The sequence below is a fragment of the Dechloromonas sp. HYN0024 genome (assembly GCF_003441615.1).
Classification (GTDB): Bacteria; Pseudomonadota; Gammaproteobacteria; order Burkholderiales; family Rhodocyclaceae; genus Azonexus.
On sequence record NZ_CP031842.1, the window covers coordinates 2,276,075 to 2,296,484 of the forward strand.

At 59.7% G+C, this 20,410-nt stretch carries 18 protein-coding genes; 7 read left to right on the top strand and 11 right to left on the bottom strand.

All coding sequences use genetic code 11. The features are described from left to right. Window positions 1-35 precede the first annotated feature (35 nt). The 7 genes from HYN24_RS10895 to HYN24_RS10925 are packed head-to-tail and all read right to left on the bottom strand — an operon-like array spanning window position 36 to window position 7,716. Window positions 36-950 (bottom strand): alpha/beta fold hydrolase, encoded by a 915-nt coding sequence (locus HYN24_RS10895; RefSeq protein WP_162888706.1) that lies wholly within the window; start codon window positions 948-950, stop codon window positions 36-38. Then, window positions 951-1,598, bottom strand: coding sequence for a response regulator (locus tag HYN24_RS10900; RefSeq protein WP_117609271.1), 648 nt, complete (start codon window positions 1,596-1,598; stop codon window positions 951-953). Beyond that, a complete protein-coding gene (locus HYN24_RS10905) occupies window positions 1,595-3,004 on the bottom strand; it encodes a HAMP domain-containing protein (protein ID WP_117609272.1) in 1,410 nt (469 codons plus the stop codon). Before HYN24_RS10905 ends, HYN24_RS10900 begins: the two co-directional genes overlap by 4 nt. Next, window positions 3,001-5,292: a TonB-dependent receptor gene (locus HYN24_RS10910; protein ID WP_117609273.1), complete on the bottom strand. Its 2,292-nt coding sequence runs from the start codon at window positions 5,290-5,292 to the stop codon at window positions 3,001-3,003. The genes HYN24_RS10905 and HYN24_RS10910 overlap by 4 nt, the downstream gene beginning before the upstream one ends. Then, a complete protein-coding gene (locus tag HYN24_RS10915) occupies window positions 5,289-5,972 on the bottom strand; it encodes an energy transducer TonB (RefSeq protein ID WP_162888707.1) in 684 nt (227 codons plus the stop codon). Before HYN24_RS10915 ends, HYN24_RS10910 begins: the two co-directional genes overlap by 4 nt. Before the next feature lie 38 nt (window positions 5,973-6,010). Then, a complete protein-coding gene (locus tag HYN24_RS10920) occupies window positions 6,011-6,949 on the bottom strand; it encodes a quinoprotein relay system zinc metallohydrolase 1 (RefSeq protein WP_117609275.1) in 939 nt (312 codons plus the stop codon). Continuing rightward, complete coding sequence (locus tag HYN24_RS10925; protein ID WP_117609276.1) at window positions 6,946-7,716, bottom strand: quinoprotein dehydrogenase-associated SoxYZ-like carrier; 771 nt, start codon at window positions 7,714-7,716, stop codon at window positions 6,946-6,948. Before HYN24_RS10925 ends, HYN24_RS10920 begins: the two co-directional genes overlap by 4 nt. 474 nt (window positions 7,717-8,190) lie before the next feature. Here HYN24_RS10925 and HYN24_RS10930 point away from each other — a divergent pair, with 474 nt between their 5' ends. Then, window positions 8,191-9,924: a PQQ-dependent methanol/ethanol family dehydrogenase gene (locus HYN24_RS10930; protein ID WP_240327779.1), complete on the top strand. Its 1,734-nt coding sequence runs from the start codon at window positions 8,191-8,193 to the stop codon at window positions 9,922-9,924. 76 nt (window positions 9,925-10,000) lie between these two features. Further along, window positions 10,001-10,381 carry a c-type cytochrome gene (locus tag HYN24_RS10935; RefSeq protein WP_117609278.1) on the top strand — a complete coding sequence of 127 codons (381 nt, stop codon included), beginning with the start codon at window positions 10,001-10,003 and terminating at the stop codon, window positions 10,379-10,381. Between the two features lie 111 nt (window positions 10,382-10,492). Here the strand turns inward: HYN24_RS10935 and HYN24_RS10940 are convergent, their stop codons facing one another. Next, window positions 10,493-12,742: a PAS domain-containing hybrid sensor histidine kinase/response regulator gene (locus HYN24_RS10940; RefSeq protein WP_162888708.1), complete on the bottom strand. Its 2,250-nt coding sequence runs from the start codon at window positions 12,740-12,742 to the stop codon at window positions 10,493-10,495. 286 nt (window positions 12,743-13,028) lie between these two features. Between HYN24_RS10940 and HYN24_RS10945 the strand changes: the two genes are divergently transcribed. The 5 genes from HYN24_RS10945 (at window position 13,029) to HYN24_RS10965 (ending at window position 16,189) form a co-directional block, all read left to right on the top strand. After that, on the top strand, window positions 13,029-13,211 hold the full coding sequence (locus HYN24_RS10945) for a hypothetical protein (RefSeq protein ID WP_117609280.1): 183 nt from the start codon (window positions 13,029-13,031) through the stop codon (window positions 13,209-13,211). A 43-nt stretch (window positions 13,212-13,254) separates the two neighbouring features. Then, complete coding sequence (locus HYN24_RS15940) at window positions 13,255-13,515, top strand: hypothetical protein (protein ID WP_162888709.1); 261 nt, start codon at window positions 13,255-13,257, stop codon at window positions 13,513-13,515. A 222-nt stretch (window positions 13,516-13,737) separates the two neighbouring features. Beyond that, window positions 13,738-15,261, top strand: coding sequence for an aldehyde dehydrogenase (gene adh, locus HYN24_RS10955; RefSeq protein WP_117609282.1), 1,524 nt, complete (start codon window positions 13,738-13,740; stop codon window positions 15,259-15,261). A 200-nt stretch (window positions 15,262-15,461) separates the two neighbouring features. After that, a complete protein-coding gene (locus HYN24_RS10960) occupies window positions 15,462-15,833 on the top strand; it encodes a DUF779 domain-containing protein (protein WP_117609283.1) in 372 nt (123 codons plus the stop codon). A 17-nt stretch (window positions 15,834-15,850) separates the two neighbouring features. Next, window positions 15,851-16,189, top strand: coding sequence for a c-type cytochrome (locus tag HYN24_RS10965; RefSeq protein WP_117609284.1), 339 nt, complete (start codon window positions 15,851-15,853; stop codon window positions 16,187-16,189). Between the two features lie 132 nt (window positions 16,190-16,321). Here HYN24_RS10965 and HYN24_RS10970 read toward each other — a convergent pair whose 3' ends face one another. From HYN24_RS10970 to HYN24_RS10980, 3 genes are all read right to left on the bottom strand, one after another. Next, window positions 16,322-18,670 (bottom strand): ATP-binding protein, encoded by a 2,349-nt coding sequence (locus tag HYN24_RS10970; protein ID WP_117609285.1) that lies wholly within the window; start codon window positions 18,668-18,670, stop codon window positions 16,322-16,324. A gap of 20 nt (window positions 18,671-18,690) precedes the next feature. Continuing rightward, the gene (locus HYN24_RS10975) at window positions 18,691-19,527 is read right to left on the bottom strand and encodes a PhnD/SsuA/transferrin family substrate-binding protein (RefSeq protein WP_162888710.1); all 837 of its coding nucleotides are present in this window, start codon (window positions 19,525-19,527) and stop codon (window positions 18,691-18,693) included. Window positions 19,528-19,667: 140 nt separating this feature from the next. Next, window positions 19,668-20,399, bottom strand: a complete 732-nt coding sequence (locus tag HYN24_RS10980; protein ID WP_371413210.1) for a DUF1294 domain-containing protein — start codon at window positions 20,397-20,399, stop codon at window positions 19,668-19,670. Window positions 20,400-20,410 lie beyond the last annotated feature (11 nt).

Consider the following 20,410-nt stretch of genomic DNA (forward strand, 5'->3'; position numbering starts at 1 on the left):
CATACCGTTCACCATCGGGCTAGGTCTGGAAAGCCTCAGTCGATACTCTCAGCGCATTCGGCCACCCAGCCAAGCGCCTTGATGCAGGCACGGGCCATGGCTGGCAACAGCGCATCATGGCCGGCACTGACCACCGGCACCAGGGTCGTTTCCGGCCAGGACCGGTGTAGCGCTTCGGCTGCCATCGGCGGACAAACCGGATCGGCCAGCCCCTGAACAATCACTGCCGGCAGGTGGCGAATGCGCTCGATGCCGGCCAGCAACTGGCCCGGCATCAGGAAGCAGTCACGCGTCAGGTAATGCATCTGGATGCGTGCCCGGGCCATTTGCATGGCATCGGGAGGTGCAACCAGCGGCTCCTTGCCGATCAGCTTGCGCTGGTAGTTGAGCCAGACGCGGGCAGCCAATTCGGCGGTTTCAGGATGATCACCAAGAATGCGCCGGGCAAAGGCGGCCAGTGGATCGCCCTGCTCAAGACGTGGCAACAGGCTAGCCAGACCGCTGCCATAAGCACTGATTTCATCGTGCGACCCAAGAAAGATGCCATGCATGACCAAGCCCTGCACAGTTTCCGGATAAATCTGGGCATAGGTCAGGGCCAGCAGGCTACCCCACGAGCCGCCAAAAACAATCCAGCTGGAAATACCCAGTGCCTGACGCACGTAATCGAGATCGGCCACAAGATCGGGGGTCGTGTTCGCCTCCAGCTCGCCACTGGGCAGGCTGCGCCCAGCCCCGCGCTGATCGATCATGACCACGCGATAGATGCCGGGGTCGAACAGCCGCCGGTGCTCAGCCAGACAACCGCCGCCCGGCCCGCCGTGCAGAAAAAGAACCGGCACACCGTCGACCGGGCCACACTCCTCGACATACAGGATGTGCCCGTCGCCAACCGCCATCTGCCGGACACAGCGTGGCCGACAGGCCGGGAACAAGGGATCCGCGGACACTCAGGCCTCAATCAGTCCGTTGCGCACGGCAACCAGCGTCAGTTCGGCGGCGTTCTGGACATTAAGTTTCTGCTTGATGTGGTAAAGATGGGTGCCGACAGTGCTCGGACTCAGGCAGAAATCATCGGCCACATCGTTAACCGAACGACCCTCGGCCAGTTTCATAAAAACAGCGAGTTCCTTTTCGGTCAACGACTCAACCGGGCTGGCCGAGCCGGAAAGCTGGGCCAGTGCGACCGACTGAGCCAACTCGGGATCAAGATAGCGACGATCGCTCGCCACCTGGGCAACAGCCCGCAGAAACTCGTCCGGCGCCGCCCGCTTGCACAGGTAGCCGCGGGCCCCGAGGCGAAGCGCGCGCACAGGCACGATATCGTCGTGGTGCGCCGAAAGCATCAGGACTCTGGCTCTGGCGTCCCAGGCCAGCAGCCGCTCCAGCGCCGCCAGACCGCCAATGCCGGGCATTGAGACATCCATGACGACAACGTCAGGCGTCGTTTCGGCATATAGCCGTACCGCATTTTCACCGTTCTCGGCCTCACCGACCACACAGCCACCAGCGCCTTCGAGCAGACAACGAAAGCCAAGGCGCACCATCGCATGGTCGTCGGCGAGCAGGATGCGCTTGCCTTGCAGCGTGTTGTTCATGCGAATTCCTCCGGGGAGTGTTGGGGCAACGAATCCGGCAGGCGGGCGACCAGACCGAAGCCGCCCCCATCCGGTTGTTCGAACTGAAGATGGCCGCCCAGCAGGGCGATACGCTCGCCCATACCGGCCAGACCAAGGCCACATCCAGCCTGGACAGAAGGCTGGCCGGAACGTCCACGGCCGTTGTCGACCAGGGTCAGCTGCAGCCAGCCCGCATCGCGCCTGATAGCCAGATCGACCTGCGAAGCGTCAGCGTGGCGGATGATGTTGGTCAAGCCTTCCTGAACGATGCGGACAACGGTAAGTGCCAGATCATCGGCCACCGGTAGCGCCCCCAAGACCAGATGACTGTTCAGCCTGATCTCCGGATGCTGCTTTTGCCAGCTGGCGAGCAGGCGTTCGAGCGTCGTCACCACCCCGTTACCGGCGACCGGGCGCAGACGTTGGAGAATATTGCGCACGCCATCCTGCATTTCCCCGGTCACAGCAACGATGCCTTGGGCCGGAATATGCAAGGCTGGTGCGTCTGACGTGCGCTGGACAATGGCGCCAGCCAGGGCGCGGACTGCCGTAATGCCCTGAGCCAGTTCGTCATGCAGTTCGCGGGCAATGATCCGCCGCTCGTCCTCCAGGCCGGCCTGCATGCGACGGTCCACTTCGCGGGCACTTTCGAGACGGACATTCTCGTCGACCGCCTCACCCAGCCGGTCAGCCATGCCGTTGAAGGCGCGTGAGATGCGGCCGAGTTCAGGTGTCGGAAAGACGGGAAGGCGGGTATCGAAACGACCGCGCCCGGTGCGATCGAGGGCGCGCATGATCTGGGCAAGTGGATGCAGGGCCCGCCCCAGCGCACTGCGCGTCGCGACAAAAATGAGACCGAGCAAGGCGAGCGCCCAACCAGCCATGGCCAGGAGATCGTCCCAGGCGTCGATCACGGCACGCGAATCATCGGGATGCAAGATCAGGGTGTAGCCTTGAATGGCGATGGTGCGGGGCGGCAGTTCACTGGCCAGCATTCCGGCGAACCATTCCGGTACGGTACGCCCGGCCTTGTAGGTCGGCCCCGGCGAGCGGTAGATGGTGTCACCGGCGACCGTGCGGACCTCCATCGCATTGGCGCGCACCCGGCCGATGGCGCGGGCCACACCAACCAGCCGTTCGCCGCGCTGCGCAGCTGGCACATCGTGCATCTCGCCAAGCACCGCATGCAACCACTGCTCCGACACCCGGCTCGCCGCCTCGACTTCTTCGTGAATCGAACTGCGCGTGCCGTGCAGCCACAGACCAGCCAGAACGATCAGCAGGCTGGCGGCCAGCGCCGTCAGGACCAGGCCGACCCGGGTGTGCAGACTCAGGGGGGCGGGCCGGCGATTAGTCGAGGAAAGCGGCCAGACAGGCATGGTCATTTGTCGCCAAAACTGTAGCGCACACCGACCCAGGCAGAACGCGGAGCGCCGGGTGCGACGAAGGTTTCATGGCGCCAGGCGGGAGAACTGTTGGTAAAACTGCCGGCTGCGTCAAAGGGGTTGATCGCCAGCGCCGCCGCCGTCGCGTAATGCTTGTCGAAAACATTATTGATCTTGGCAAAGACCTGCCAACCGCCACCCAAGCGGGCTTCAGCGTTCAGGTTGAGAATGGCATAGCCGGGGATCTTGCCATCGCCTTCAAAGGCTTGACCAGCGACGGTGCCGGCCTGATGCTGGTTGTTTTCGTTGCCCCGGGCGATCTGGCCGGAAAACGCCTGAACATTGCCGCCGATACGCAACCAGTCGACCGCTCGCCACGACAGGCCGAGTTTCAGGCTGTGGTTCGGCAGGCCGGGCATCTGGTCACCCTTCCTGACGAAGATTTCGTCGCTGGCCGGGCACTCGGCGGCACTGCCGGCCGAGCTGTTGTTGGCGGCGAGCAGGCAGGCTTCGGACTGAAAGCTCGCCTTCAGGTAGCTGTAGTTGATCTGCCAGTCGACACGATGCTGGCTGCCATTGAGGCCAAGCTCCAGCCCCTGACGCCGGGTCTTGCCATAATTGGTGAAATAGCCGGCACTATGGGAGGTGCCGACGAACAGGATATCGTCGCGCGACAATGTGCGAAAGACGCCGGCATTCCAGTCAATGCCGCCGGCCATCTTGCCGCGCAGGCCAGCCTCCAGCGTCCGGGCGACGACCTGCTTGAGGTACGGGTCGGAGGCCATCGAATTAGGCAGGGTGCAGGGATTGGCCGGGTCGGCACAGCCGAGTTCGATCGGCGTCGGAATCCGGTTGCCCTGACTGAAGCCGGCGTAGGCGTTGAGGGCCGGAAGGACTTGCCAGCTCAGTCCGAGGGCCGGATTGAGCTGGTGATAACTGTGGTCGCCGTCGAGATTGGGCGGAGAGAGGTTCAACTCGTCATGGGTCGTCACCCGGCTCATGTTGTAGCGTGCAGCGCCAGTCAGATGAAGATTCTTGGCCAGGGCAAACGTATCAGTGACGAAAATGCTGCTCGTTCGCGTCGTACCGTGCAGGGCGTTTTCGACGACCGGATCGGCCGTCGGGGTGACGCCCCGGGCGGCATTGATCACGCCAATTTCCTGCGTTTGCGCAAAGCTCATCCGGGCAACATCAATCGATGCACCAACCCCCAGTTGCTGGCGCTCGGTGGTCAGATTCCACTGGCCCGAAGCCCCCGTGCCGCGCTGGGTCGTGCGGGTCCGGTTGTTGGCACCGGAATCGTCATCAGACAAGCCATCGAATGGCCCACCGGCAAACTCGTCGTTGAGATCACCATTCAGGGTGCTGATCTTGTTGTGACGGAAATAGACGTTGCCACTCAAACTTTGTGCATCGCTCAACCACAGGCGGCCATTCAGGGCGACCTGGGTCAGATTGTTGCGGGTGATGTCCGGCTGGGTAAAGATCTGCTCCCGCCGGGCCGCCAGCATCGACTCGGGCACCAGGCCGTTGCCGGTCATCCGCGTCACCGCCCGGGTCAGGCTGAGATCAAGTTCACCGGCCGCATGTCGGAACGACAGCTTGCCAAAGAGCTGCTTGGCATCCGAATGGGAAAAATCGCGCCAGCCATCTTCGCGGAACCAATCGCCCCCGACGTACCAACCAATGGCACCGCTATGACCGCCGTGCTCAAGTTCAAGATTGCTGCGACCAAAACTGCCACCGGATAATTCCATCTTGCTGCCGGCGTGACTGAAACCATCCTTGGTACGAATGGCAATCGCCCCGCCCAGCGTATTCAGGCCAAACGCCGGGTTCGAACCCGGAATCAGGTCCATGCCGGCAATCGCCGAATTGGGCAGAAGTTCCCAATTAACCGTATCGCCAAAGGGCTCGTTGATGCGCACGCCATCGAGATATATCGACAGCCCCTGCGGGGTGCCAAGCAAGGGAGATGCCGTAAAGCCACGGTAATTGATGTTTTGCTGGAAAGGGTTACCCTGGATTTCATTGACCGTCACGCTGGGCAATTGCCGCGCCATGAATTCCGGCAGATTCAGGCTTTCCTGGTCTTCCAGTTGCTGGCCGCTGACTGTCTGAACGTTGGCTGGCAAATGCAGGCGCGGCACGCCGATACCAGAGAGCGGTGTGGTACCGATAACTTCGACGGTCGCTGTGGTAACGACCGGATCGGCCGCGAAGGCCGGGGCAATAGCGATGGCAAGGGCGACAGATAGCAGCGAGGGTTGGGGTGTCTGGCACTTCATGTTGTTTTCTTGAGCTTGTAGTTAACCGGCACGACGACCGAAATTTCATTGGCTTCCAGTGCTTCGGGCAAGGGCGGCAAGCCGGCCAGGGCTTCGAGCATGGCCAGCGCATGCTGATCGAGGACATCAAATCCACTCGAATGATCGAGCACCACACCGATCAGATTGCCCTTGCGGGCCACCTTGAGGCGCAGGCGAACCTCGCCCTCCCAGCCGCGCATGGCGGCCACCCTGGGGTATTCCTGATGACGGGCCAACAGTTCGCCGAGGCGCTGGCGATAGCCATCCAGCACCTCGCTTTGCGGACGTTGCAGCGGGGCGGCCGGACGGGGCGACTCGGGGGCGGGTGCCGATGGTATGGCTGTTGCCGCGACACTTTCCGTCACCGGCACCGACTGGGGGGACGGCACCTGGAGCGGCCTGGTGGACGGCCCAGCAGTCTGCATGACGGAGGGTGTCGGCCGCTCCGTCCGGTTTGCTTCTGGCCGGGCCTTCTCGGGGACACTTGCCGGCGTGGTCACGGCAACGGGTCGCAATTCGGAAACGTTCATCAGGCGGATCGAGGCGAGTATCGGCGGCAGGCTGACCGGGCCATGCTGGCGCTGCCATGACGTAACGGCAAAGAGGATGGCGTGGAGCAGTATCGAGCCGCCCAGAATGATCCAGAATCGGCGGTCCACGGGACGAATTTCTGGCGCGTCTATGGTCGCGGCATGCATCACTTATCCCCTGCCAGGGCGGACTGCTCCGCCGCCGGGAACAGGTGACCGACCGAGCGGCGATATTCACTCGTGGCCAGGGGCAGATTGGCGAATGCCGCCGGCAAGGGACGCATCAGCACGTCGTTCATGTCCAGCCCGGCTTTTGCCGCCTCATGCATCGTCGCACTCAGCCAGTTGAGCCAGTCCCGCGTCTGACCAATCGGTGCTGCGTCGCTCGTTGCCATGCCATGACCGGGCAGCAGGACCTTGAAGCCAGCCTGGCGGGTCAGCGCCTCAAGCTGGTCAAGCGCAGCCAGCCAGTGCCCCACGTCGGCATGCGGCGTAGTCGGGGCCCGACCATTGAAGACCAGATCACCGGCAAAAACAACGCCACTCGCGTCGTCGACGATGACCAGATCGGCATCGGTGTGGCCATCAAGGGCAACCAGACGGAGGCTGCGCCCAGCCACCTCAAGGCGACCCGCCGTCAACGTCCGGCCCGGCACCAGTACTTCAGTGCCCTTCATCCAGTCGCCCGACATCCGGAAGAGGTTTTCGGCAAAGGCATTGCCCTCACTGACGATGCCCTGGCGGGTTTCGGCCAGCGCTGCGATGGGTATATCGGCGAACGCCAGATTGCCGAGAAAATGATCGGGGTGATGATGGGTATTGATAACCAGCACGACGGGCAGCGCGGTAATTGCCGAGATGGCCCGGCGCATCTGCTGGCCATAGCGCAGCGACGGTCCGCTGTCGATGACAATGACGCCCTGCGGCGCAATGATGAAGGCCGTGTTGACGATGTTGCCGCCGTTGGTCGTGGTGAAATCCTCGCTCCTGCCGATAAACGCATAGACCTTGTCGGCAATCGGCGTGGCGCTCAGCCGATAGTCGAAATCAACGGCCCCGGCCCGAATGGCGACCAGCATGAGCAAGGCGCAGAGTAGCTGCTTCATTGCCCGATCCTCGCCTTGAAGGCATTGCCGTTGTTATCGCGCCCCGAGGCTTCAACCGCCCCCTCCGCCCCACCACGATTGAGCGTAAACACCGGATTTTCGCTGACCGGCTCGTAGGTCTGAACGCGCATCAGGCGCTGGCCGGCGGCATCGGTAAAATTGATCTCTTCCAGGTGAAAGGCCGGCGTCCCGGCGACCAGCCCGGTATCCATCGGATGCACGATGCGCAGGCGGACACGCCCGGCATTCGGGCCTTCGCTCCACTGGCGACCGGTCACCTCATTGAGGCGCTGTTGCCACTCCTTCGAACCACCGGCGGCTGACGGTGCGGTGCACCCGCCCCCGACCGTATTCACCCAGGTCCCGCCCACATGCCAGATGCCGTCGGCGGTACGCGCTGCCGCACGTACTGGCGTCGATTGCTGCAACTTGACGCGAAAGCCGAGATAGGCCGGAGCACCGTCGGGAAAAAAGCGCAGCACCTGGACAATCGGATTGAAATCGGCAAAGACCAGGACTTCGACCACCCCCGGCAGCGCCGTGGCGTCGACGGTGACCGGCACCTGCATCGGATTTTCAGCGATGGACGGCGAATTGACCTTGACGCGTGGATCGAAGAGAACCGGCGCGCCAGCCAGAAAGGCTTTCTGCATATCCGACCAGCGCGCCGAGTCGAGCGGATCACCGCTCTCGCGCAGCGCAGCTGCTTCGGCTGGTGACAGCAGCGCCGCCAGCGCAATCGCCGCAATGGTCAGTGGGTATTTCATCCTTGTCTCGCTCCATAATGCCCGTTGGGCTCTTTGAGCAAACATGTGTGCAAAGCGCGTGCCAAGACCTGCCCACTTTGCGGAATCCTCGATCTGGCGTGCCAATTCGCCCGTTGCCGTGGTACGGGGGTCGCCTCTGAGCAACCCTGCTGTGCAACTTTGGAGCAGGTGGTGACAATTGGAACAGCCGGCCGGCCAATGCCACTGCTCCCGGAAAATCCACCGGCATCCCTTCTACAGCCCCGCCAACAGGAGCGCCGGCGATTTCGACCCGGGTTGGCACAGCCCTTGCAGATTGTGTTCCCTGCCAGCGAGCCGATTCAGGGAATGGAGGTGGCTCGCCAGCATGTCATTCCATCCGGCCGGGCCGTGTAAAGCACGATTTGCTGAGATGGAACCATTGGATAATCAAGGAGACAATCCATGCACAGTCATACCCCTTTCAAGCGGAGAGTCATTACCCTCGCGCTTTTGATGTCGGCAGCGTTTGCTGGCACCCAGGCCAGCGCCGGCGTTACCGACGCCGACATCCTCAATGATGCCAAGACCCCCGGTGACGTCGTCAGCTTCGGCCTCGGCACCCAGGGCCAGCGTTTCAGCCCGTCCACCCAGATCAACGCCAAGACGGTGAAGAACCTGGTCCCGGCCTGGTCGATGTCCTTCGGCGGCGAAAAGCAGCGCGGCCAGGAATCGCAACCGGTCATCGCCAACGGCAAGATGTTCGTCACCGCCTCGTACAGCCGCCTGTTCGCCATCGACGCGAAGACCGGCAAGAAGCTGTGGAAGTACGAACACCGCCTGCCCGACGGCATCATGCCTTGCTGTGACGTGATCAACCGTGGCGCCGCCCTCTACGGCGACCTCGTCATCTTCGCCACGCTCGACGCCCAGCTCGTCGCCATGAACCAGGAGACCGGCAAGGTCGTCTGGAAGGAAAAGATCGGCGACTACGCCGCTGGCTACTCCGCCTCCGCTGCCCCGATCATCGCTCGCGGCAAGCTGATCACCGGCATTTCCGGTGGTGAATTCGGCGCCGTCGGCCGCATCGACGCCCGTGACCCGCTGACCGGCAAGCTGATCTGGTCGCGTCCGACCGTCGAAGGCCACATGGGTTATCGCTACGACGCCGAAGGCAAGGCCATTGACAACGGCATCTCCGGCACCACCAACGCCACCTGGACCGGCGACCTCTGGCAAACCGGCGGCGCAGCCACCTGGAATGGCGCCACCTACGACCCCGAGACCAACCTGATCTTCGCCGGCACCGGCAACCCGGCCCCGTGGAACAGCCACCTGCGTCCGGGCGACAACCTGTTCTCGTCCTCCACCGTGGCCATCGACGCCGACACCGGCAAGATTGCCTGGCACTACCAGAACACCCCGCACGACGGCTGGGACTTTGACGGTGTGAACGAATTCGTCTCCTTCGACTACAAGGATCCGAAGACTGGCAAGATCATCAAGGCCGGCGGCAAGGCCGACCGTAACGGTTTCTTCTTCGTGAATGACCGCACCAACGGAAAGCTGCTCAACGCCTTCCCCTTCGTCAAGAAGATCACCTGGGCCACCGGCATCAATCTTGAAACCGGCCGTCCGAACTACATCGAAGAAGGCCGTCCGGGCGACCCGACCGCCAGTACCGATGGCAAGAAGGGCAAGGTCGTCTTCTCGGCTCCGTCCTTCCTGGGTGGCAAGAACCAGCAACAAATGGCCTACAGCCCGCAGACCGGCCTCTTCTATGTGCCGGCCAACGAATGGTCCATGGACATCTGGAATGAGCCGGTTTCCTACAAGAAGGGTGCGGCTTACCTTGGCGCCGGCTTCACCATCAAGGCTATTCACGACGACTACATCGGTGCCCTGCGCGCCGTTGATCCGGCCACGGGCAAGATCGTCTGGGAAAACAAGAACTACGCTCCGCTCTGGGGTGGCGTCCTGACCACCGCTGGTGGCCTGGTGTTCTACGGTACCCCGGAAGGCTTCCTGAAGGGTGTTGATGCCAAGACCGGCAAGGAACTGTGGTCCTTCAACGTCGGCACCGGCATCGTTGCACCGCCGGTCAGCTGGGAACAGGATGGCCAGCAGATGATCGCCGTGACGACCGGCTGGGGCGGTGCTGTTCCGCTCTGGGGCGGCGACGTTGCCAAGCGTGTGAACTACCTCGAACAAGGCGGTTCCGTCTGGGTCTTCAAGCTCCACAAGGGCTAAACTAGGCTAATGTCGGGCCGCCAGAACAGCGGCCCGACATTCTCTGCTTCATTCAATATCGATAAGGAAAACAGTCATGTTCCGTCACCGCAAACTCGCCGCCGTGCTACTGGGCAGCCTTCTGATCAGCCCGTTAGCCATGGCCGATGCCAAGAACGACACCGAGATGAAGAAATTGGCCACTGCCAGCGGCTGCATGACCTGTCACGGCATCGAAAAAGACAAGCCCGGCCCGGATGGCCTCAAGCCGATCGGCCCGGCCTGGATCAATGTCGCCAAGCAATACAAGGGTAAGCCCGGCGCCACGGAATTCCTGACCCGCGTCGTCCTCGAAGGCTCGAACCCCTATAGCAGCCACTGGAAAGACAAGGTCAGCGGCCTCTCCATGCCGCCCAATGCCGTCGCCATCACGGAAGGCAATGCCCGCCTGCTGGTGAACTGGATTCTCGCCATGTAAGCTGCAACTTGCAGGATGAAACAACAAACCGGCCCGTGTGGCCGGTTTTGCATTTTAGGTATCCGTAGCGTGTATTGTTGGCACCGCAGGCATGCCGAACAAAGCGCATGATCAGTCGCCGCGTTTCACTAGCCAATCGAGCAAAGTCGCATACAACTTTTGCGGTTCAACGGGCTTGCTGACGTGCTCATTCATACCTGCGGCTAGACAGGCTTCGCGATCGTCATCAAAGGCATTCGCTGTCATCGCGATGATGGGCGTAGTCTGGTTAAGCAAGCCGGCGCGGATGGCTTGCGTGGCCTCCGTGCCGTTCATGACCGGCATCTGCATATCCATCAGGATCAGGGCGTAACGGTTCTGACCGGCCATCTCGGCGGCCTCCTGGCCATTCCCGACAACATCCACCACCAATCCCGCATCTTCAAGCAGTTCGCGCGATATTTCCTGGGTGATTGGCTCATCTTCCGCCAGCAGGATACGTGTGCCGGCATATTTGGCCAGCGCCTGCTCCGCCGAGAAGGTTTCAGCGCTTGCTGCAGGTACCATGACAGCGGGTTCGCGCTTCTTGAACGGAACGACGAACCAGAAGTTGCTGCCTTGCCCCGGGAAGCTTTCCACGCCGATTTCCCCACCCATGAGCGCGACCAGCCGCTTGCAGATCGCCAGCCCGAGTCCGGTGCCGCCAAACTTTCTGGCCATGCTGTTGTCGGCCTGTTCAAAGGATTGGAACAGACGCGACTGCGTATCGGCGTCTATACCGATGCCAGTGTCACGGACTTCGAAACGCACTTGTACCGACTCGCTTGTTTCGCCGACCGAGCGGACGCGCAGATCGACCGCGCCCTGTTGCGTAAATTTGATGGCGTTAGCGACAAGATTTGAGAGTACCTGGCCAAGCCGCAACGGATCGCCCTTGAGCGGCGCTTGTGCAAGCTCGACGGGCATGTCGCCAGCCAGGCGCAGTCCTTTCTCCATGGCCTTGCACTCAAGCATACTGACAACGCTTTCCACACTCTGACTCAAGCGCAGCGGCACGTCTTCAAGCACCATGCGCTCGGCTTCAATCTTGGAAAGATCGAGGATGTCGTTGAGGACAACCAGCAGACGTTCGGCGGAAATCTGCGCCTTGTCGAGTTGATCCAGCCCCTTGGGATCGGCCATGCGGCGTTTGGCCATGTCTATCATGCCCATCACGCCGTTCATTGGCGTGCGCAGTTCGTGGCTCATGTTGGCCAGGAAGGTGCTCTTGGCTCGACTGGCAGATTCAGCGGCAATTTTGGCTTCGATGAGGGCGGCAGTACGCTGCAGCACTTCCTGCTCAAGGTGCTCGCGGTGGTGGGCCAACTCATGCGCAATCTGCATGCGTTCCGTAATATCGCGGGTAAAACCGACGGTGCCGAGCAGCTTGCCATCAAGTTCCACCGGTGACTTGTATGTTTCGAACCACTGCCGTAGGCCGTTGCCGTTAATGATTTCCTCTTCAACATTTTTTGCCTGCCCCGAAGCGAGCACCGCCCTGTCGTCAGCCAGATAGCCTTCCGCCAGTTCGGGCGGAGCAATATTGAAATCATTCTTGCCCACCAGATCGTTGGCGCTACTCGCCCCGAACAGCTTCACGAACTGGTCGTTAACAGCAAGGAAGCGGCTTTCAGTGTCCTTCAGCCAGACCGCAAATGGGAAATTGTCGAGCAAGGCGCGCTGATACCGCTCGTGTTGCCGCAAGGCCTGCTCGGCATTTTTTCGCTCGGTAATATCGTCGTAGATTCCCAGCACACCGATTACCCGCCCCGATGCATCCAGCAATGGCACCTTTGACGTACGCAACCAGATAGTTTGGCCATTCGGCGTCGTCTGTGGCTCCTCGTAGTTCATGCGCGCCACTCCCGACGCCATCACCTGCCGGTCGTCGGCGCGGTAAAGCTCGGCCTGCTTGGCCCAGCCCATGGCGAAGTCGTCCCGTCCAATGAGATCAACTGGCGTCTGCAGCCCGGCATCGTGTGCAAAGGCAGGATTGCAGCCGAGATAGCGAGACTCGCAATCCTTCCAGAAAACACGAATCGGCGCGGTATCGATGATCGATTGCAATAAACTGCGGGATTCCTGCAACGCTATCTTCGACTCACTACGGGCCACTTCTCGCAGCAGGTAAGTCAGCAAGCCCAGGCTCGGTGGCGCGATGATGCATGCGGTGACGACACCGGTCAGCACATAGTCCCAGGTCACTTCGCCTTTCAGCAACAGGCTCATCACCGATACGATCAGGAGCGCACCGAGCACGGCCCCTGACGACACAACTACCCACAGGCGCCAGCCCTGCAGCCGCAGAAGCAATGAAACCAGAGCATGGTGTTGAGTAGGCACTTTAAAGACCCTATTACTGTTGCGACATTATCCCCAGATTTGCACCCAGGCAGGATTGACCGACGTCAATGCCTGCCCTTAAACCAACAACAAATCGCTGTCTGGCAACAGGTGCCGACGCCGTGACGACGAGACCTGGAATAGGCACCGGACCACCCGAAAACCCTCATTGCTTACGCCCTTTGTCATATTTCAAATGAATAACCATTCTGATAACATGGTCATTATTCATCTACCAATGACCGACTGACCGATTGCTCACCAGCAAGTGACACAGGAGTGGACCATGAATTCTGTTCCAAGCAATAAGCAGCTGAAAGATGAGCCCCTGGCCGCCTATCTGGGCTCCGTCAAGTTACTTGGCGAGAAACTCGGCCGCATTGCCTCCGGCAAGAAAGAAATTGCCGGCAACCTGAGCCGTGCAGCAGCCGCCCTGAGGTCTATTGCGGCCATAAGCAAACCCAAATAAATCCGCAGTCCCGTGAGCTTTGCTATCCAGCAGAAGGCTCACGATGTTGGCAGATATCGGAACAATCTCGGCAAGCCAAAAACTACCGGGCGGCCTTGCTCAACCTGACAGTAAGCCAGAAGGCACTGCCCGAGCCTTGCTTGCTATCGACACCGATATCCCCGCCCGTTGCTTTCACCGGACGCTTGCTCAGGGCAAGGCCGAATCCGAACAAATGCTGAGCCAGATGAAGGCCCGATGGAAAAAGCGGCAAATTCACACGCGCCAGCACTGCTCCACATTTGAGCAGTTGCTGATCAAATGATCAGCACCGACTTCCCGGCAAGTCCTTTTTCCCCAGCCGATTCATACACAACACAATGATTTTATTAAGTTTAATTATTTTCGAAGGCTGATCGGAACGCCTGGCACACGGCATGCACATTACTTGGCACGAGCCACGGCAGGTCGTCATCGCGAATCAACCGAATCTGCCGGCTTCGAGTTACCCCGTTAGCCATTCAATTCGAGAACACTGGAGACAAATATGACCGTTTATGCAGCTCCCGGCGCCGCAGGCGCAAAGATCGCCTACAAGGCCCAGTACAACAACTTCATCGGCGGAAAGTGGGTTGCCCCGGTCAAGGGTGAGTACTTCGACGTGATCACCCCGACGACCGGCAAGGTCTACACCAAGGCTGCCCGTTCGACCGCCGAAGACATCGAGCTGGCCCTCGACGCCGCTCACGCCGCTGCTGATGCCTGGGGCAAGACCGGCCCGGCCGAGCGCGCCAACCTGCTGCTCAAGATTGCTGACCGCCTCGAAGCCAATCTGGAAACCCTGGCTTATGCCGAGACCGTTGATAACGGCAAGGCCATCCGCGAAACGCTGAACGCCGACATCCCGCTCACCGTCGACCACTTCCGTTACTTCGCCGGCTGCCTGCGCGCTCAGGAAGGCGCTCTCTCCGACATCGACGAGAACACCGTGGCTTACCACTACCACGAGCCGCTCGGCGTCGTCGGCCAGATCATCCCCTGGAACTTCCCGATCCTGATGGCGGCCTGGAAGCTGGCCCCGGCCATTGGTGCCGGAAACTGCGTGGTCCTGAAGCCGGCCGAATCGACCCCGATCTCCATCCTGATCCTGGCCGAGCTGATCGCCGACCTGCTGCCGCCGGGCGTCCTCAACATCGTCAACGGTTTCGGTCGCGAAGCCGGCATGCCGCTCGCCACCAGCAAGCGCATCGCCAAGATCGCTTTCACGGGTTCGACTTCGACGGGCCGCGTCATCGCCCAGGCCGCTGCCAACAACCTGATCCCGGCCACGCTGGAACTGGGTGGCAAGTCGCCCAACATCTTCTTCGCCGATGTCATGGACAAGGATGACGGCTTCCTCGACAAGGCCATCGAAGGCATGGTGCTGTTCGCCTTCAACCAGGGCGAAGTGTGCACCTGCCCGAGCCGTGCCCTGATCCAGGAATCGATCTACGACAAGTTCATGGAGCGCGTGCTCAAGCGCGTCGCCGCCATCAAGCAGGGCAACCCGCTTGATACCGACTGCATGATGGGTGCCCAGGCATCGCAAGAGCAGATGACCAAGATCATGTCCTACCTCGACGTAGGCAAGCAGGAAGGTGCCGAATGCCTGATCGGCGGCGCCCGCGCTGTCCTCGAAGGCGACCTGGCTGGCGGTTACTACATCCAGCCGACCCTGTTCAAGGGCCACAACAAGATGCGCATCTTCCAGGAAGAAATCTTCGGGCCGGTGCTGGCTGTCACCACCTTCAAGGACGAAGCCGAAGCTCTGGCCATCGCCAACGACACGCTCTACGGCCTCGGCGCTGGCGTCTGGAGCCGTAACGGCAACGTCGCCTACCGCATGGGCCGCGCCATCAAGGCCGGTCGCGTGTGGACCAACTGCTACCACGCCTACCCGGCGCACGCAGCCTTCGGCGGCTACAAGGAATCCGGCATCGGCCGCGAGACCCACAAGGTCATGCTGGACCACTATCAACAGACGAAGAACCTGCTGGTTTCCTACAGCGAAAGCAAGCTGGGCTTCTTCTAATTCCATGCTCAGATCACTCGTGACGCGAAGACAGGCCGAAGACAGTGCGATTAGCACGGCGATGCGGCGTCGACAAAGTCACGGCTGGTCTGAGTTGGAATAAACCGAGCATCTCCTCCACTGGCCGCATTGTTTTTGCGGGCAACTCTTGGGGGCGGGTAACCGCCCCCCTTTTTTAAATTCACTTTTGGGAGAATTTCATGGTCGACCGTGTCATCTGTACGCCGGCAACGCTTGAACTGATCGCGCTCCTGAAACAGCAATACGGGCCGGAACTGATGTTCCACCAGTCCGGCGGCTGCTGCGACAACAGCGCTGCCAACTGCTACCTGCCCACGGACCTGACCATCGGCCCCTACGACGTCCATCTGGGTGATATCGGCGGCGTGCCGTTCTATATCAGCGCCTCGCAATACGAGTACTGGAAGCACACGCAACTGATCATCGATGTGATCGAGGGATCGGGCGGTACCTTCTCGCTCGAAGGCAATACCGGCAAGGCTTTCCACACGCGTTCGCGCTTGTTTACCGACGCCGAATGGGCCGAACTGCAGGCCGCTGGCATCGTTTAATCCAAGGAAATACTCTCATGAACAAGCAACTGCACACCACCCTGCTGCTGCCCCTGCTCGCAGCCGCCACCTTCGCCAGCGTCACGCCGGCCCATGCCGCCGACGGTGAAGCCATCGTCAAGAAAGCCCGCTGCGTCGCCTGCCATGCCGTCGACCAGAAACGCGTCGGCCCGGCCTACAAGGAGGTCGCTGCCAAATACAAGGGCGACAGCAAGATCGCTGCGGTCCTCTTCGAAAAGGTTCGCCATGGCGGCTCCGGCAACTGGGGCCAGATCCCGATGATTCCCCACCCGGCAGACAAGATCAGCGACGACGACCTGAAAGCCGCCGTGCAGTGGATCCTGGCTCTCGAATAAGCGATGCCGCGCCCCGCCAAGGGGCGCCCAAGGGAGAACAGCAATTCCCTCGGTGGAAAATCGCCAAAAGCCATGAACGACCCAATCTTAGCGATCGGTTTTACTTATACCGACGGGATTGAGCGATGTCCCCTAAGGCAGGGAGATCTGAAACCATCTCAGGATCGTTTCAAAGAAATGATCTGGATCAACCGGTTTGGTAATGAAGTCATTCATCCCCGCCGCCATACAACGCTCTCTGTCTTCAACAAACGCATTGGCGGTCATTGCCAGAATCGGGGTGTCGGCATAGCCGGGCAACGCGCGGATCACGCGCGTCGCCTCAAGACCATTCATCTGCGGCATTTGCATATCCATCAGGATCAGGTCGTAGTGACTGCGTTGCGCCATGGCGACAGCGACAGCCCCATCCTCAGCCAGTTCTACGGTGAGCCCGACATCTTCCAGCAGGTTGCACGACACCTCCTGATTGATTGGCTCATCCTCTGCCAGAAGTATACGAGCGCCAGCGTGGATCGTCTTGAGGAGCAGCTCAGTCGACTGCTCGGCAACAGGTGCCGTAGCAGGCGCTGCATCCCTCGTTTTTTTCATCGGCACGATGAACCAGAAAGTACTTCCCTGCCCCGGCACACTGTCGATACCGAGCGTCCCACCCATGATTTCAACGAGTCGCTTGCTGATCGCGAGTCCCAGGCCGGTGCCACCGTATTTTCGCGTCATTGAGACATCGGCTTGCTCGAAGGCCACGAACAGACGTTTCTGATTGTCGGCTGAAATGCCAATGCCGGTATCTTCCACCTCGCAACGGAAAACAATCTCGTCGGTGGACTCTTTCTCCTGCCTGATGCGTACCGTGATGGAACCGTGCTCGGTAAATTTGACGGCATTGCCGGCCAAATTGAGCAACACCTGTCCCAGACGCAAAGGATCCCCAATCAAATGCAGCCTGGCGATGTCTGCGGGCAGGTCAAAGAACAGCTTCAATCCTTTTTCCGCCACACGCTGACCGATCATGATGCTCAGGTTTTCAAGAACCTGAGGGAAATTGAATCGCACCTGACCCAATGTAAGTTTGTTGGCCTCAATCTTGGAGAGGTCGAGGATGTCGTTGATCACCGAAAGGAGATGGGCCGAAGCCTGCTTCACCTTGGTCAACTGATCAATCTGTTTGGGTTCGGAGACCCGCCTCAACACCAGATCGGTCATGCCCATGATGGCATTCATGGGGGTGCGAAGTTCATGACTCATGTTTGCCAGGAAGGTGCTTTTCGCGAGATTGGCTGCGACAGCGGACTCTTTGGCCAGATTCAATGCAGAGGTTCGCTCTTCAACGAGCGACTCCAGGTGATGGCGGTGCTGTTCGAGTTCGGCCGCTGATTCCTTCTGCGCAGTGATATCAACGCAAAACCCGATATACCCGATGAAATTGCCATCGCTGTCATAGCGCGGATTTCCATCATCCCTGATCCAGTGATACGTGCCATCGGCATGATGAATCCGATACTCCATGCTGAACGGCTTCTGAGCATCGAATGACCTCACGTAGGTCTGCAGGCAATGTTCATGATCGTCAGGATGAAGACCTTGAACCCAGCCATTGCCGACCTCCTGCGCCAGCGTTCTACCGGTAAAACGCAACCATGGCTGATTAAAGTAGTTGCATAGCTTATCAAGGCCAGAGGTCCAGATCAGCGTCGATCCACCATCAGCCAGGGTCCGGAAATGCTGCTCGTTCTCCCGCAACAATATTTCAGTTCGCTTACGCTCCTCAATTTCCCGGGACATGCCTTCATGACTCAACTTTATCTGCCAACTCATGGCATCAAAAGACTGGGCCAATTGGGAAATTTCGTCGTGTTCGACGGATTTAACCCCTGTTTGAACACCGTATTCGCCACGGCCAATCTTTTCCGCAGCCTCGCGCAGGCGAAGGAGATCGCGGGTCAGCCACCAGCTGAACAGGGCGAACAGGAAGCCCGCGAGAATCAAACCGGCAATGGCAATCATTCCATTCTGGCGGGCCAGTGCTTCACGCGCCGCGACCAGGAAACTGGTTGAAATGCCGATATTGACTTTGCCAACCCTCACGCCGTTGATCGACAAGACCATGTCAACATCAACATGCTCATCGCTCCCAGCACCTTCATGCCGACCATGGATCGGATCGTAAGCGCCACGCGGGATTTCACCGGCCTGCCCTACAACGACGCCATCCGTATCAATCACCTCGATGTGCTCAACCGTATGCGCCAGACGAAGCTCTCGCAGGATGTCATTGAGCGTTGAGTAATCATGCTGGACAAGCGGGCCGGAGATCGCCAGGTTCAAGAGCGGCTGGATCGTTTCAATCCGGATCTGCATCTGTTCCTTGAGAACTTCCTGCGTGATCCGGCTGGCGTTATAGATGATCAGCGACAGGACGATGCACTGTATGACTACAGCACCCAAAATCAACTTCGCACGTAGTGAGAGGTTCCACATGCTGTGATCGTCCGATGACGTTATTTCAGCTTCGCTTCGGTCGTCGCGAGATACGGATCGAGGCGTCGCATTGCCTCTTCGGTCGCCGTACTCAATGAGTCATAGCCAAGCTTTTGAAAAAAAGGTGTCGCTTCGGGAGTTTTGCCAAATGCGAGCAATTGCGTCCGCAGACGCTGCAATTCAAGCTTGTTCGTACCAGGGGATGCAATCACCACGTAGCCGGGCAGGACGCCGGCCTGGAGGAGAATTTTTAACTGATTGCGAGCATTCGAGTCGATAAACCCCTGGCTGCGAAAAACCATGGCCTGGGCAACACCCTGCGTAAGGGCGATCTGGCTGCTGTCATAGCTGCGCGTTTCAATCACCTTGAAATCCCGCCCCATTTGCAGACCTCTCTTGGCCAAGGCGTCCATCATGACAATCGCCACGAGTGCATTGTTATCGAGAACGGCGATCGTGCTGCCCCGCAAGGCATCGAGATTAGCCGGTCCATCCGCTTCCCTGGCAAGCAGAATCGCTTGGTGCTCCGGCAAGAACATCACCAGAGGATGCCAGCCCAGTCGCTTTTGCGCCAAACGGGCAATGTGTGGCGGGCTGATCAGAAGGTCGAAGCCATTCTCCTGAATCCGCTGGTACATACCTCGGAAATTGGGTGGCGTTTCGAGTTGGACAGACGACAAAGCCAAGCCCTTTTCCAGACTCTCCATCAGGGGCTGGTAGATTTCATAAGCGGCGCGAGACGAGACAACAGGCAAGGTACCAAGACGCAACACCTTATCTGCGGCCAACGCCGGAGGACCAAGCAGCATTGCCCCCAAGATCAGCAAAATCTGAATTAAGCGGCATCCTTGGCGCATTTGTAATCTCCCTTTTTTCTCTCCCGCAGACTCCATAATGGACCATAAAAATCAATTTCACCAGTAAAATTGTTTTTGATACATATAGCGTATTTTCCGCCCCCCATCCCGGCGGCGCGCGAGAAATAGCGAACCCGTGTTTAAGCCCCGCCAACCAGAAGAGTCCGCATGACAGCCGCCCCCTTGGCGGTCAGCAACCAGCCCAGAATGCCGATGTTGATCAACACCGTCGCCCAGAAGATCACCTGGAATGATCTCTTGCGCGATTTGTGGCGCAACACCTTCTGGGCAAGCAAAGCCCCCGGCCAACCGCCGACAAGACCGATCAGGAGCAGGGTACTTTCCTGCGTTCGCCATCGACCGCTCACGGCGGCCGATTTATCCCAGGCATACATGACAAAAGCCAGCAGACTGGCCACGGCATATAACCCGGCAAGCGCGGGTGGCAATTTGCCAAACACAGCGGACGCAGTGACTGACAGCAAAAACAGCACGGCCAACATGGGTGACACACCCTTCCACCTGCTGCTGCGATCAGATGCAGCAGGCACCGATGCAACGACAAATGCGACATTTTCTGCCCGGACCCTGCCCGTGGCATCCGTTGCCAGCGTATAGGTGACGATTTCACCTAGCGAGGGGCGTCGGTCTCGACGGGTAAACGCCTTGATGTGCAGAAAAACCAGCTCTCCCCCGCCATTCGGGGTGATGAAGCCAAAGCCCTGAACGTCCTTCCAGCGGGTGATTTTTCCTTGATAGCGCATGGTTTTGCTCGCAGCCAAAAAATTTAATGGCCTTGCTTTCGTTCGTTCGTTCGTTCGGCCAAGCGTATCACGGGCATATCGTGACCATTCTCCCGCTGAAATTGACAATAAAAAGCCAC

What these genes read in the sequence shown, in the direction of transcription:
- HYN24_RS10900 (WP_117609271.1), bottom strand. Translation starts at nt 1,598, where the DNA reads ATGAACAACACGCTGCAAGGCAAGCGCATCCTGCTCGCCGACGACCAT.
- HYN24_RS10905 (WP_117609272.1), bottom strand. Translation starts at nt 3,004, where the DNA reads ATGACCATGCCTGTCTGGCCGCTTTCCTCGACTAATCGCCGGCCCGCC.
- HYN24_RS10910 (WP_117609273.1), bottom strand. Translation starts at nt 5,292, where the DNA reads ATGAAGTGCCAGACACCCCAACCCTCGCTGCTATCTGTCGCCCTTGCC.
- HYN24_RS10920 (WP_117609275.1), bottom strand. Translation starts at nt 6,949, where the DNA reads ATGAAGCAGCTACTCTGCGCCTTGCTCATGCTGGTCGCCATTCGGGCC.
- HYN24_RS10925 (WP_117609276.1), bottom strand. Translation starts at nt 7,716, where the DNA reads ATGAAATACCCACTGACCATTGCGGCGATTGCGCTGGCGGCGCTGCTG.
- HYN24_RS10930 (WP_240327779.1), top strand. Translation starts at nt 8,191, where the DNA reads ATGTCGGCAGCGTTTGCTGGCACCCAGGCCAGCGCCGGCGTTACCGAC.
- HYN24_RS10935 (WP_117609278.1), top strand. Translation starts at nt 10,001, where the DNA reads ATGTTCCGTCACCGCAAACTCGCCGCCGTGCTACTGGGCAGCCTTCTG.
- HYN24_RS10945 (WP_117609280.1), top strand. Translation starts at nt 13,029, where the DNA reads ATGAATTCTGTTCCAAGCAATAAGCAGCTGAAAGATGAGCCCCTGGCC.
- HYN24_RS15940 (WP_162888709.1), top strand. Translation starts at nt 13,255, where the DNA reads ATGTTGGCAGATATCGGAACAATCTCGGCAAGCCAAAAACTACCGGGC.
- adh (WP_117609282.1), top strand. Translation starts at nt 13,738, where the DNA reads ATGACCGTTTATGCAGCTCCCGGCGCCGCAGGCGCAAAGATCGCCTAC.
- HYN24_RS10960 (WP_117609283.1), top strand. Translation starts at nt 15,462, where the DNA reads ATGGTCGACCGTGTCATCTGTACGCCGGCAACGCTTGAACTGATCGCG.
- HYN24_RS10965 (WP_117609284.1), top strand. Translation starts at nt 15,851, where the DNA reads ATGAACAAGCAACTGCACACCACCCTGCTGCTGCCCCTGCTCGCAGCC.
- HYN24_RS10970 (WP_117609285.1), bottom strand. Translation starts at nt 18,670, where the DNA reads ATGTGGAACCTCTCACTACGTGCGAAGTTGATTTTGGGTGCTGTAGTC.
- HYN24_RS10975 (WP_162888710.1), bottom strand. Translation starts at nt 19,527, where the DNA reads ATGCGCCAAGGATGCCGCTTAATTCAGATTTTGCTGATCTTGGGGGCA.